General features: G+C 64.2%; 16 protein-coding genes. 7 read left to right on the forward strand and 9 right to left on the reverse strand.

The features are described 5' to 3' along the window. Positions 1–19: 19 nt before the first annotated feature. Positions 20–1,285, reverse strand: a complete 1,266-nt coding sequence (locus tag QSV46_RS28935; protein ID WP_314959569.1) for a TRAP transporter large permease — start codon at positions 1,283–1,285, stop codon at positions 20–22. Further along, complete coding sequence (locus QSV46_RS28940; RefSeq protein WP_314959954.1) at positions 1,285–1,893, reverse strand: TRAP transporter small permease; 609 nt, start codon at positions 1,891–1,893, stop codon at positions 1,285–1,287. Before QSV46_RS28940 ends, QSV46_RS28935 begins: the two co-directional genes overlap by 1 nt. A gap of 211 nt (positions 1,894–2,104) precedes the next feature. Here QSV46_RS28940 and QSV46_RS28945 point away from each other — a divergent pair, with 211 nt between their 5' ends. Then, positions 2,105–2,794 (forward strand): GntR family transcriptional regulator, encoded by a 690-nt coding sequence (locus QSV46_RS28945; protein WP_314959571.1) that lies wholly within the window; start codon positions 2,105–2,107, stop codon positions 2,792–2,794. Positions 2,795–2,899: 105 nt separating this feature from the next. On the opposite strand, the gene QSV46_RS28950 is transcribed toward QSV46_RS28945, so the two are convergent. Genes QSV46_RS28950 through dctP form a run of 3 tightly spaced genes read right to left on the reverse strand, consistent with a single transcriptional unit; the run spans position 2,900 to position 5,828 of the window. After that, positions 2,900–4,258, reverse strand: coding sequence for a TRAP transporter large permease (locus tag QSV46_RS28950; protein ID WP_314959573.1), 1,359 nt, complete (start codon positions 4,256–4,258; stop codon positions 2,900–2,902). Beyond that, positions 4,255–4,809, reverse strand: coding sequence for a TRAP transporter small permease (locus tag QSV46_RS28955; RefSeq protein WP_314959575.1), 555 nt, complete (start codon positions 4,807–4,809; stop codon positions 4,255–4,257). Before QSV46_RS28955 ends, QSV46_RS28950 begins: the two co-directional genes overlap by 4 nt. Next, the gene (gene dctP, locus QSV46_RS28960; protein WP_314959578.1) at positions 4,806–5,828 is read right to left on the reverse strand and encodes a TRAP transporter substrate-binding protein DctP; all 1,023 of its coding nucleotides are present in this window, start codon (positions 5,826–5,828) and stop codon (positions 4,806–4,808) included. Before dctP ends, QSV46_RS28955 begins: the two co-directional genes overlap by 4 nt. 317 nt (positions 5,829–6,145) lie before the next feature. On the opposite strand from dctP, the gene QSV46_RS28965 reads away from it, so the two are divergent. Further along, entirely contained in the window at positions 6,146–6,388 is a 243-nt protein-coding gene (locus QSV46_RS28965; protein ID WP_314959580.1) for a pentapeptide MXKDX repeat protein, read from the forward strand. Positions 6,389–6,509: 121 nt separating this feature from the next. Here the strand turns inward: QSV46_RS28965 and QSV46_RS28970 are convergent, their stop codons facing one another. After that, entirely contained in the window at positions 6,510–6,857 is a 348-nt protein-coding gene (locus tag QSV46_RS28970) for a DUF6481 family protein (RefSeq protein WP_094974237.1), read from the reverse strand. 267 nt (positions 6,858–7,124) lie between these two features. On the opposite strand from QSV46_RS28970, the gene QSV46_RS28975 reads away from it, so the two are divergent. The 3 genes from QSV46_RS28975 (at position 7,125) to QSV46_RS28985 (ending at position 8,657) form a co-directional block, all read left to right on the forward strand. Then, on the forward strand, positions 7,125–7,352 hold the full coding sequence (locus QSV46_RS28975; RefSeq protein ID WP_314959592.1) for a hypothetical protein: 228 nt from the start codon (positions 7,125–7,127) through the stop codon (positions 7,350–7,352). Positions 7,353–7,414: 62 nt separating this feature from the next. Further along, on the forward strand, positions 7,415–7,651 hold the full coding sequence (locus QSV46_RS28980; RefSeq protein WP_314959594.1) for a hypothetical protein: 237 nt from the start codon (positions 7,415–7,417) through the stop codon (positions 7,649–7,651). A 187-nt stretch (positions 7,652–7,838) separates the two neighbouring features. After that, the gene (locus QSV46_RS28985; protein WP_314959596.1) at positions 7,839–8,657 is read left to right on the forward strand and encodes a hypothetical protein; all 819 of its coding nucleotides are present in this window, start codon (positions 7,839–7,841) and stop codon (positions 8,655–8,657) included. Positions 8,658–8,745: 88 nt separating this feature from the next. Here the strand turns inward: QSV46_RS28985 and QSV46_RS28990 are convergent, their stop codons facing one another. Next, entirely contained in the window at positions 8,746–8,904 is a 159-nt protein-coding gene (locus QSV46_RS28990) for a hypothetical protein (RefSeq protein ID WP_314959599.1), read from the reverse strand. Between the two features lie 590 nt (positions 8,905–9,494). On the opposite strand from QSV46_RS28990, the gene QSV46_RS28995 reads away from it, so the two are divergent. Next, the gene (locus QSV46_RS28995; RefSeq protein WP_314959602.1) at positions 9,495–9,713 is read left to right on the forward strand and encodes a hypothetical protein; all 219 of its coding nucleotides are present in this window, start codon (positions 9,495–9,497) and stop codon (positions 9,711–9,713) included. Between the two features lie 132 nt (positions 9,714–9,845). Here the strand turns inward: QSV46_RS28995 and QSV46_RS29000 are convergent, their stop codons facing one another. Beyond that, complete coding sequence (locus QSV46_RS29000) at positions 9,846–10,073, reverse strand: DUF2171 domain-containing protein (RefSeq protein WP_314959605.1); 228 nt, start codon at positions 10,071–10,073, stop codon at positions 9,846–9,848. 138 nt (positions 10,074–10,211) lie between these two features. On the opposite strand from QSV46_RS29000, the gene QSV46_RS29005 reads away from it, so the two are divergent. Continuing rightward, the gene (locus QSV46_RS29005; RefSeq protein ID WP_314959608.1) at positions 10,212–11,495 is read left to right on the forward strand and encodes a hypothetical protein; all 1,284 of its coding nucleotides are present in this window, start codon (positions 10,212–10,214) and stop codon (positions 11,493–11,495) included. A 45-nt stretch (positions 11,496–11,540) separates the two neighbouring features. On the opposite strand, the gene QSV46_RS29010 is transcribed toward QSV46_RS29005, so the two are convergent. Further along, on the reverse strand, positions 11,541–11,783 hold the full coding sequence (locus QSV46_RS29010) for a hypothetical protein (RefSeq protein WP_314959612.1): 243 nt from the start codon (positions 11,781–11,783) through the stop codon (positions 11,541–11,543). Positions 11,784–12,034: the final 251 nt, after the last annotated feature.

The raw sequence follows: 12,034 nt of genomic DNA on the forward strand, positions 1-12,034 counted from the left end.
GGCTTCCTTTTGAACGGGGCTATTTGACGAGGATCAGCGAGAGCGAGGGATAGAGCGAGAGCAGCACCAGCAAAACGCAGGAGATCACGAAGAACGGCAGCGTCACCATGAACATCTTGCCGGGCTTGGCGCCGGTGACGGCGGCCGCGACGAAGAAGCAGAGCCCGACCGGCGGCGACAGCAGGCCAAGCACGAGATTGATCACCACGACGACGCCGAAATGCCGAGGATCGATGTGGTACACCTCGGTTGCGACCGGCAGCAGGATCGGCACGGTCATGATCAGGCCGGGAATGCCGTCGATCACCGTGCCGATCACCAGCAGGATGACGTTGCAGATCAGCATGAAGCTGACCGGGTCCTTGGCGACCGTCTGGATCCAGGCCGCGGTTTCCTGCGGCACCTTGCCGAAAATCAGCACCCAGGAGAACACCGCCGCGGCCGCCACCAGGAACAGCACGATGGCCGAATAGATGGCGCTGCGCAGCATCATCTGCGGCAACTGGGAGAACTCGAACTCCCTGGTCCAGTATTTTCCGACGAGGGCAGCGGCTACCGCGCCGACGGCAGCGGATTCGGTCGCATTGGCGAGGCCGCCGAGGATGGTGCCGACGATGACGATCGGGATCAGCAGCGTCGGCGAGGTCCGCAGGATCGTCATGACGCGCTGGCGCGGCGTCTGATAGTCCGCGCGCGGATAGTTGTAGACATACCCCATCAGTGCGATGACGAGGCAGAACATCACCGTGAGGATGACGCCCGGCACGATGCCGGCGATCAGCATGTCGCTGACCGAGACCTGCGCGAGCACGCTGTAGACCACGAACATCACCGATGGCGGGATGATGGGGCCGAGCATACCGCCATAGGCGGTCAGTCCCGCCGCAAAGGTCTTGTCGTAGCCCTTCTTCTCCATCTCCGGCACCATGATCTGCGCCATGATTGCGACCTGCGCGGTGGCCGATCCCAGGATCGAGGAGATGAACATGTTGGCGAGGATGTTGACATAGGCGAGCCCGCCCTTGAGCGAGCCGACAAACGCCATCGCCATGTCGACGATGCGGCGTGTGATGCCGCCGCCGTTCATGATCTCGCCGATCAGGATGAAGAGCGGGATGGCGATCAGGCCATAGCTGTCGACGCCGCCGAACAGTTGGAGCGGATAGGACTGGAACAGCACCGGGTTGCCGGACGCCGCGATGTAGACGAGGCCGGCGAGGCACAGGCAGAGGCCGATCGGTACGCCGACCAGCATGAAAACCATGAAGGCTGCCGACGTGATCATCAGTTGACCCCGTCGAGCTCGGAGAGCGCAAAGCCCTTCGGCGGGGTGCGCGGGACCAGCTCGAGATCTTCCAGCAAATTGGCGAGCCCATGAGTGGTCATCGACACCGCGAAAATCGGCAGCGTCAGGTACAGCACCCAGGTCGGCCAGTTCAGCGTCTGGGTGTGCTCGGTGTAGAGGAAGTTGAAGGTTTCGGCGGCGAGCTTGCGTCCGTCGAAGCCGGCGCGTGCGAGGCCGATCGGGTCCATCCAGAGCACGCAGGTGACGGTCAGGGCGATGCCGAACGCGACGACGAGGCCGGTCGAGATCACCTTGGCGATCTTCTGGTGCTGTGCCGAAAGACGCTCGGTCAGCATGGTCACCGCGAAATCGAGCCGCAGCCGCGTCATCGCGGAGGCGCCGACGAAGGTCAGCCAGACCACGCAATAGACCGCGGATTCATCGATCCAGTAGATCGGAAAGCGCGCGTAGCGGGTGACGACGTTCACCAGGATCAGGCCGGTGAGCAGATACATCAGGCCCATCAGCGCGAGGCGCTCACAGGCGAGCAGGCCGCTGGAGGCGCGGACGACCATGCGTCGAACGTTGAATGCGCGCGTGGCCGGCATCGTCTGCTCGATCATGAAAGATCCCAACCCCCGAAGATTTGTCGTGCGATTGCCAAATGTATAATTTATACATTTTTGGTGTCAAACGAAGATTGCGGTCATTTCGGCGGCAGGGCGCGCTTTTGCTGGGCACTCGCTTTTGCCGGGGCCTTCGACATGCAAGAGAGGGACCGCTTCGGCCGACGAGTCGGGAAGGACAACAGAAGGTCAGATGAAACAGCCTCTGAAGCATCGTACCCTGTCGGCTGCGATCGTCGACCAGCTCCGGCAGGCCATCCTCGACGGCACCTATCCGGCTGGATCGCAGCTCCGTCAGGATGCACTTGGCGAGGCCTATGGCGTCAGCCGCATCCCGGTACGCGAGGCGCTGTTCCAGCTCGAAGCGGAAGGGCTGGTGCGGATCGTGCCGCAGAAGGGCGCCATCGTTTCCGAGCTGTCACTGGACGAGATCAACGACGTGTTCGACCTGCGCCGGATTCTCGAGCCGCGGCTCCTCGCGCAGTCGGCGCCGCGTTTCGGCGCTGATGATTTCGACGGGCTCGACGACATCCACAAGAGCTTCGAGAAGGCGATCAAGGCGCGGAACGTCAGCGAATGGGGGCAGCTCAATGCCGACTTCCACATGGCGCTGTACGTCCACGCGCCGCAGCCGCGCACGCGGGCGATCGTGCTGTCGTTGCTGCAAACCAGCGACCGCTACACGCGCCTTCAGCTTTCCAACACCAAGGCGATGGGGACTGCGGAGAGGGAGCATGCCCATCTGATCGCGCTCTGCCGCGCGCAGAAGGTCGAGGAGGCCTGCCGGTTTCTGGAACGGCACATCGAGGCCGTGCGGAAGGATCTACTGCAGGTCGTGGCCAGCACCACGACCGCGGCGAAGGGGCGGAAGGGCAAATCGTAGGGTGGGCAAAGGCGCACTTGCGCCGTGCCCACCATGCCGTTCAACGACTGCGAGAGGTGGTGGGCACGCTACGCTTTGCCCACCCTACGGCGGTTGCGAGTGCCGCTACCTGCTCCCGTCCGGTCCCATCACCAGATCCGGCAGGCCGGTCGAAATCCCCGGGAAGAAGCACAGCAGCAGCACCGCGACCATCATCAGCAGCACGAAGGGCAGGGTGCCCCAGATCACCTCGCGCAGGGGAATATCCGGCGCGACGTTGCGGATGACGAAGATGTTGAGGCCGACCGGCGGGTGGATCAGGCCCATCTCCATCACGATGGTCATGACCACGCCGAACCAGATGATGTCGAAATTGGCGGCGCGCAGCGGCGGCAGGATGATCGGCGCGGTCATCAGAATGATCGAGACCGGCGGCAGAAAGAAGCCGAGCACGACGACCATGACGAGGATCGCGAACAGCAGCTCCCAGCGCGGCAGGTGCATCGCGACGATGGACTCGGCGACCGATTGCGAGATGTGCAGATAGCTCATCACGTAGGAATAGAGCAGCGACATGCCGATGATCATCATCAGCATGGTCGATTCCCGGATCGTCGATTTCATGATGGGGGCAAGGTCGCTCGGTCGCCACACGCTGTAGATCGCCGCGATCAGTGCCAGCGCGAGCAGGCCGCCGAGGCCGGCGGTCTCCGACGGCGTGGCATAGCCGCCATAGAGCGCGATCATGACGCCGGTGAGCAGCAGCACGAACGGGATCACGCGCGGCAGCACGCTGAAACGCTCAGCCAGCGTGTACTCGTCGCGGGCGAGGATCGCGGCCTCCGGTCCGCCGTTCTTGTACACCGCTTCGGCGGCGGCATATTCCTGGCGGAAGCGGATCACCGCATAGGCCCCGAACAGCGAGACCAGCAGCAGGCCGGGGCCGATGCCGGCGAGGAACAGCCGGCCCAGCGATTTTTCGGCGGCCACTGCGAACAGGATCATGGTGATCGAGGGCGGCAGCAGGATGCCGAGCGTGCCGCCGGCGGCGATGATGCCGGCGGCAAAACCGCCGGAATAGCCGCGCTTGCGCATCTCGGGGATGCCGGCCGAGCCGATCGCCGAGCAGGTCGCGGGCGAGGAGCCGGCCATCGCCGCAAACAGCGCGCAGGCGAACACGTTGGCGACGCCGAGCCCGCCGGGGACGCGATGCAGCCAGGCATGCAGAGCCAAATAGAGATCCTGGCCGGCGCGCGACTTGCCGATCGCGGCGCCCTTCAGGATGAAGAGCGGGATCGACAACAGCGTGATCGAGGCCATTTCCTCGTAGACGTTCTGTGTCACGGTATCGAGAGAGGCTGATGGCATGTAGATGCCCATGAACACGACCGCGACCGCTCCGAGCGCGAACGCGATGGGCATGCCCGAAAACATCACGAGCAGTGTCGCGACGGCGTAAGCGAGGCCGATACCGAAAACGCTCATGAACGCCTGGCTCCTGCGAAAGGCAGCGCAAGCTGCACGAGGATCTGGACGCAGAGCAGGCTCATGCCGAGCGCCATCAGTGAATAGGGAATGGCGAGCGGCGGCGACCACATCGAGTTCGAGACCTGGCCGTCGACATAGGCCTCATGGGCCAGCGTCCAGGACTTCCAGGTGAAGAAGGCACAGAACAGGAATGTGGCGGCATCGACCAGCCACAGCCTGATCCGGTTCGCCAGCGGCGACAGCAGGCCGACGAACGCCTCAATGCCGATGTGACCGCGGTTCTGCTGCACATAGGCCGCCGTCATGAAGGTGGCGCCGACCAGCAGGAACACGGCGGCCTCGTCCTGCCAGTAATTGGCGGCCTGAAACAGGGCGCGGCTGAGCACGCTGTAGCTCAGGATGGCGCAGGCCGCGATCAGCGCGATCGCGGCGAACACGACGATGATGCTGTTGAGGATGGCGAGAGCGCGATCGATGGCCGCCGCAAGGCCTGTGCTTGCGGCAGCGGTCACGTGGCCGTCGCGATCCGGAAGCGGACCGTGACTCATGCCGCGACGTCGGTGGCGAGTTTGAGCAGGTTCGCCGAGGTCGTGGTCTTGGCGCTGTAATCTTTCCAGGCGGTGTCGCGGGCGATGTCGCGCCACTTGCCGACGGTCGCGGCATCGAGCGCCGAGACTTTTGCGCCGGCCTTCTCGTAGACCTTGGCGACCTCGACGTCGTCGTCCTGCGCGCCCTTGCGGCCGAAGGCCTCGAGTTCGGTGCCGACCGTGAGCAGGACCTCCTGCTGATTCTTCGGCAGCTTGTCGAAGATCGCCTTCGACATCATCAGCGGCTCGAGCATGAACCAGTACGATGCGCCCGCACCCGAGGTCAGCGACTTCGCGACCTCTTCGAGGCGGAACGAGATCAGGCTGGTGGAGGAGGTGATGCCGGCATCGCAGGCGCCGGTCTGCATCGCCGCGTAGATTTCGTTCGACGGCACCGACAGCACCGAGGCGCCTGCGGTCTGCAGCACCATGTCCATCTCGCGCGAGCCGCCGCGCACCTTCATGCCCTTGGCGTCTTCGGGGGCGACGATCGGCTTTGAGCGGCTGGCGACGCCGCCGGCCTGCCACACCCAGGTGAGCAGGATGATGCCCTTGTCGGCGAGGAAGTCGGTCAGCGCCTTGCCGATCGGCTCCTTCTTCCAGCGCAGGCCCTGGTCGTAAGTGGTGACGAGCCCGGGCATCAGGCCGATATTGGTCTCGGGCAATTCGCCGCCGGCGTAGGGCATCGGATACAGGCTGATGTCGAGCGCGCCCTTGCGCATCGCGGAGAACTGCGCGTTGGTCTTGATCAGCGAAGAGTTCGGATAGATCTCGGCAGCAATGTCGCCATTGCTGCGCTTACTGACTTCAGCGGCGAACATGCGGCAGAGGCGATCGCGGAAATCGCCCTTGTCGATGGTGCCGCCCGGGAATTGATGCGAGATCTTCAGCGTGGTCGCGGCATGCGCGGTCCCGGTGCCGAAGCGCAAGATGGCAGGTGCTGCGACCGCGGTTGCGATCAGGTGACGGCGCGTGAGCATGGTGTAATTCCCTTGGACGGTTCTTTGGACTGTTTTTGTTTGGTGTTGGGAGACCGGCGTCAGGCTCATTCTAGCCGGTCTTTGACCCGATATTCTCTCATCTGATAGTTCGAGACCGAATGCCGCGGCAAGTGCCGATCGTGCTGCGCTGCACACTCGCGATCCGCCCTGAAAGCCTGAGTCGACCTCGAATGAGGGATGGCAGGAGGCTCGCTAAAATTTATCGGCGACCGCGTAACAACGCTGCGTCGCAATCCGTCCAGATCAGATAGCGGCGTCCGTCGCTGACAAACATCATCTCGAAGGGAAGACCAATCATGACCATTCGTACCCGCATCGCGCTCGGCGTCTCCGCTGCCGCTCTCTCGCTTGGCCTTGCGCTGTCGCCGGCCGCCTTCGCCCAGGACAAGATGGGCAAGGACGACGGCATGATGAAGAAGGACACGATGTCCAAGGACGGCATGAAGAAGGACACCATGTCCAAGGACGACGGCATGAAAAAGGACACGATGTCGAAGGACGGGATGAAGAAAGACGACGGGATGATGAAGAAGCACTGATCGTCCGGCGGTCGTCGGAACGTTGCGAAGGCGCACGCGCACGTCAAAACTCCGGGGCGGTCATTTCGACCGCTCCGGACTGATGTTCCAGTTCAAATACAATTGAACGTAACTTGCGAACTTACTTGCGCTTCGCCTTGCGCGCGGCGTAGCGGGCGTCTCGCCTGGCCTTTTGCTCGGCCTCGGCTTCGGCCGCCTTTGCGAGGGCTTCTTCGGCTTCGCGGGCGATCCGCGCGGCCTCGAGCGCGGCAGCCTCTTCTGCGAGGCGCTTCTGCTCGGCCTTTTCCGCCTCGCGCGCGGCTTTTGCCTCGGCGCGCTTGGCAGCGAGGGCCTCGCGCTCGGCACGCTTCGCCACAACCGCGGGATCATCCGGTCCCGGCTGCGACTTGAATTTGTTCAAAAGGTTTTTGCGTGCTTCCTGTGCCGCCTTTTGTCGGTCGGAGAAGCCTGGTTCCCTAAATCCACTCATCGACGAGCCTTGTCTTCCTCGCTTCCGATCCTACATCACTGCGGTTGGTACGTCGGCTGGGCATAGCAGGCGCCACGCGACGCAGAAGCGTTTACATCGCCGCGCGTCGCGACGCCACCCATAATCGCAGCCGATCAGGTAGACGAAAAATCGCCAGCCCCGACGATCTCTCGTAACCCGAAAAAACTGCCGAATTGTGATGTCCCTCATAGGGGAGCACATGGAGCGGCGCCTAGCGTCCGCCCCGATACGAGACGGAGCCCGGGCATGACGATCTTCCATCTGAGCCTGAAAGCGCTCGCAATCGTCGTCGCGGTGGCCGCCGTGACCGCTGCCGCGCTCCTGCTTGCCCGTCCCCAGCCGATCGACAGCGCCGTTCTCGGCGCCGATTGGGAGTGCACCCAGACCGCGTTCGTCCTCACGACCTGCGCGCCGCGAGCGACCCCGGCGGTCGAAACCTCGCGCAAGGATCTGGTTCGGCCGACCCGAGGCTGAACGGCATGTGACGCCAGGTCGCAGCGGTGATAAAGCCGGCTCGCCCCTGTGATCGGTTAGCCATGCCCAAGTCCGAGTTCAAGTCCGAGCCCAAGCCAGAGCCGGGCGAGAAGCCCAAATCCCCGCCGAAACCTCAATCCGGTGACAACCGCCGCGGCGCGATCGCGGGGTTGATCATCGCGATTCTGATCCTCGGTGTCGGCTGGTGGCTGGCCCGGGATCTCACCGCCGCCAGTAAGATGCAGGACTGCCTGATGTCCGGGCGGAGCAACTGCAACGTGATCGAGCCGGCCCGCTAGAAGCGGTCCAGCAGGATCCTTTGCGGCCCGTCGGAGCCAAAAAATGCCGTGATCTTAAACATTTGTAACGGGACACGGCCTGCCAAAGCAGATCTGTTATGTCCACCGGCATCAGCCCAGCGCGAGGCGAATCGTCTATTCGCCGCGAGGGGACCACGGCAATCGAGAGAGTAGGGGGCAAGCACGCATGAGTGCGTCCAGCCGCATGAAGATCATTATTCCCTTGGTTTCGGCCTTGTCATTGCTCGCGCTCCAGGCGCAGGCGCAGGACGCGGGGCCATCAAGGCGCGACGGCCAACCGCCGGCAGGGCCGGGCGCGGGCGCGCCGCCCCAGAACAATCAGAACATGCGCAAGGGCCCGCCGCCGCAGCAGGCGGCCCGGCCTGCGCCACAGCCCGGCGGCCAGCCTCATGCCGGCGGCCCCGGTCATGCAGGTCCAGCTCCTGGTGCTCGCCCACGTCCTCAGCCGGGTCCTGGCCCCCACAATGCCGGCAGTCCCCCGCCCGGACGTCATTACGCCAGGGGTCCCGCACCGACGCGCGACTGGGGCGGTCACGCCTATCGCGGCAATCGCGCCTGGGATGGCGGGCGCTGGCGCCACGAGGTCCACAACGGCCGCTCGGGCTGGTGGTGGGATGTCGGCGGCGTCCGGTATTATTATCCGCAGCGCATGGCCGGCCCGCCCACCTACATCTCCGAGGACTATTACGATGATGTGCCGGTGGCCTATGCCCCGCCGGTCGCCTACGAGCCGCCACCTCCGCCGCCCCCGGCCGATCCCGGCGCGAGCGCGCTTGGCGGCGCCATCGTCGGCGGCTTGCTCGGCGGCCTGATCTCGGGGAATGCCTCGGGTGCGGCCGCGGGTGCCGTGATCGGCGGCGCCACCGGCGCAATCGCCGGCGCGACGGCCGCCTCGCGCCCCGGCTATTATCTGGCCGAGGGCAATTGCTACTACCGCTATCCGAGCGGCCAGTATGTGCAGGCCGATCCGCGCGCGTGTTACTGAGGCTTCAGGCAGTCTGTGAATCGAAGAGGCGGGCGCAGGTCCGCCTCTTTTGTTTTGACGGCGGCCGATCGCCTGATCGGATCGTGCGTCACACCAGCCAGTTGAAGAACGCGATCGCGGCCCAGACCAGACCTGCGATCCAGGCCAGCATCAAGATACCGATGGTGGCAAGAAACGCGGCTCCGAACAGGTCGGGCCTTACGCGTTGTGTCGGGACGTGAGCCTCGGCTGCTACTTCTTGTCTCATGACGGCCACCCTTGCCCTCGCGCCGGTGCGAGCGGTTGAGGTGCTGTTTAGCCGAGGCGCCGGGCGCAGGCTGTGACGCACTTCACAGATGGCTCCAATGAGCCCTTGGTCACTCCGCATTCATACGGACGAAATTGCCATCTGCATGTCCAGATCGGCCGGCTAAAGTTCACCTCATGTGTACCAGGTACGACCCCCAGCACGAGGCCGAGGCGGCGATGAAGCGCGCCGCGGCGTCCGCCGACGGCGACGACAGGCAGAGACTGATCCAGCTGGCCCTGGCCTGGCATCAGCTCGCCCGTGATCGGCGTGAAGAGGAAGCGGACTGAAGGCATCCTCAGCGCAGTCTCGCGTCAATGGTCGCCGAGTCGGGAAGCTGGTTGCCAGCATGAGAGAGCCCCGTGCTCGGGGGACAAGCACAGGGCTCTTCAAAGCCGGCTGGGGCTGGCGGGCCGGCCATTCCATTTGGTTGCAACCAACGTGCTGGCCGTGATCTGGTTCCGCGGCCCTGCGCATTTGTCGTGCCGCAGTGCGTCGCGGCTGGTGTCACACGGTTGGGAACATCCGTTCCGCGCCGACGTTGGCCGGCTATGACCAACCCCGAGTTACGCGCACAGTCCTTCGCGATCGCCTGGAGATATCTCGATCAGTCCGGCCTGCTCACCGGCGAGCACGAGGACTCAGCCCGCTTCATCCTGAACCGGATCGACCGGATGATGCTGCGGGGAGAACGGCGCCGGCTGCTGCTGTCGAATGCCGCGATCGATGCGTACCGGTTGCGGCCCATGCTGGTGAGCGAGTCCGCGTGATCAATTCGATCTGCTGAAAGGTGTCGTTAACAACCGTTCGGATGCCGATTTGGCAGTCTCGATTCGTGCTTTGGGAACGAAGCGGAGTCGGACCGTGAACAAATAAAAAAGCCCCCGAAGGGGCTCGGTGGATCAGGCAGCCTCCGTCTTCGGGACCGCGTCGGCATTCACCGAGAGCTTGACGATATCGCCTTCGACGGCGCCGACATATTTCGTGTCGATGTAGTGGTGATGATCCCGGTGGCCTTCCGGGCTGTCCTTCCGCGTCAGCTTGATGCGGCTGCCCTCGAGGCGATCGACGGTGCCGACAGGCGCGCCGTCCTTGCCGATGATCTTCATGTGCTCCTTGATCTCAGACATGCTGTCCTCCTTGGCTGGTATCAACTGCGCAGATGCGTCTTCGTTGCAAGGCGGGCGCGAGCCGATATTTGGACCTCAGGCACGCGCCGGACGTTGACGAGCGACGAAAGCTTGCCAAAGGCCGTATCAAAGAGCCGCATGGAGACCATCAAGGCCTATCTGGAGCGGAAGCACAGGGAAATCGGGCTGATGAATGATTGCCTGAGAAGCCCGCGGCAGCTGCCTTGTCCGCGATCGGTGGACGAGGTCATCAAGGCAAAATTCCAGCTGGCCGCCGCACTGCGCGCGGAACATGAGCTGCAGGACTGGAACGCGACAGAGACGGCTTGGGCGGCAACGGCTCGTCCTGCGAGCGGCCCGTTCGTGTTCAGCTACGACTACCAGCGCGCCGATCTCAGCGTCAGCGGCCCCCCGTTTTACGAACCCGGGCGCGGCCGCACCAGCGACACGATCTACACCGCCTCCGGCATGGCCGCGATCTCGGCGCTGCTGCTGGCGTCAGCACCGATCCTCGCCAAAGGCGACATTCTGGTGCTGCCGGGCTCCTACGGCGAGACGCTGGAACTGATCGAGCGCTTTGTCCCGAACTTGCGCCTTGTCGCTCTTGGACTGCCGCTGTCCGATGCGTTTGGCCCCGCCGGAGTGCCGCGAATTCTCCTGCTGGATTCATGCGTCTCGGCCGCCGCGTTCGAGGCGGTCCTGCGCTGCGACGGTTCGGCGCTCGATCTGCTGGTCTTCGACACGACATGCCTTGCCGGCCGGTCGGGTCGCATCCGGCGCGTGCTGGGCTGGGCGCGGCGCTGCGGAATTCCAGTGGTGATGGTGCGAAGCCATAACAAGCTGGATTCGCTCGGCGCGGAATACGGGCGGCTCGGCTCTGCGGTATTCGTCAGTTGGAGCAAGGAGGGCGCTGAGGCCCGTTCGATGGTCGAACGACTGGCCGCGGAAACCCGCAACGCGGTCCGGCTTCTCGGCGGCGCGGCGCTCCCGGCGCACTTTCCGCCCTATATGGGCGGCGAACCCTATTGGGTTCTCACCAAGGCGCGCGTCGCAGCCATTCTGCGCAATGGCCGCCATGCGGCCCGGCTGTTTGCGCGCGAACTCGCCTCGCTGTCGGCCGAACTCCACTTCAGCCACGGCCTCTACGTCACGCTCCGCGGCCCGCGGCCCTTCGACGAGGCGGGCGCGCGGCAGGCCGCCGAGGCCATGAGCGGCGATCTGGGCCGGGAGGGATATCCGATCCGCCACGCCGGCAGCTTCGGTTTCGACTTTGCGGCCACGGAATGGTTTCACGACGCGACCACCGACCAGTACAGCGTCCGCGTGGCGGTGCCCGATCTGCCGACTGAGCTCTGGAACGATCTCGCGGCGGCGATTGCGGGGTGGTGGAGGTCGAATCAGTTGAAGCTTGGAGGCGGCTAAAAAAGTGTAGGCTTCGGCTAAGATCCATTTATTGCCGCGCCTGACTCAATCGACGGCCAGGCAATGCTCCAAGGCCGGCTTCTGGTTGTCGCGACGCGCCCACGCCTGAACGGCAAAGGCGAGATGATGCTGCCCCATCGCGGCGCCCACAATGGACGCCTGAGCCGTCTCGATGCGCTTGGCGACCACGCTGGTGTTCACGAGGCCGGCGTCGATTGCCAAATACGATATTGCGATCACGGCCACCGCAGAAGCGATAGCCATTCTCGTCCACTCGGTCGGCAGCATCGACAGTCCTTTTTAGGCGCACTTCGTCCGCCGCTTAGATAGGCCTCATTTGTCGGGATCACAGACCGGCGCGAGGGTACCCACGCGTTCGTGAAGAACGGACGGGTTGGCGAGTGCACATGATGTATGCGCCGAGAACTCGTAGGATGGGTAGAGCTCTTGCGAACCCATCGCCTATGTTGGCGCTGGTAGAATGACCGATGTCGTCGCCAAGCGCTTGTCGGCTAGACGGAGCCATATTCGCTCCAGCG

The sequence above is a fragment of the Bradyrhizobium cosmicum genome (assembly GCF_032290525.1).
GTDB classification, from domain to species: Bacteria; Pseudomonadota; Alphaproteobacteria; order Rhizobiales; family Xanthobacteraceae; genus Bradyrhizobium; species Bradyrhizobium cosmicum_A.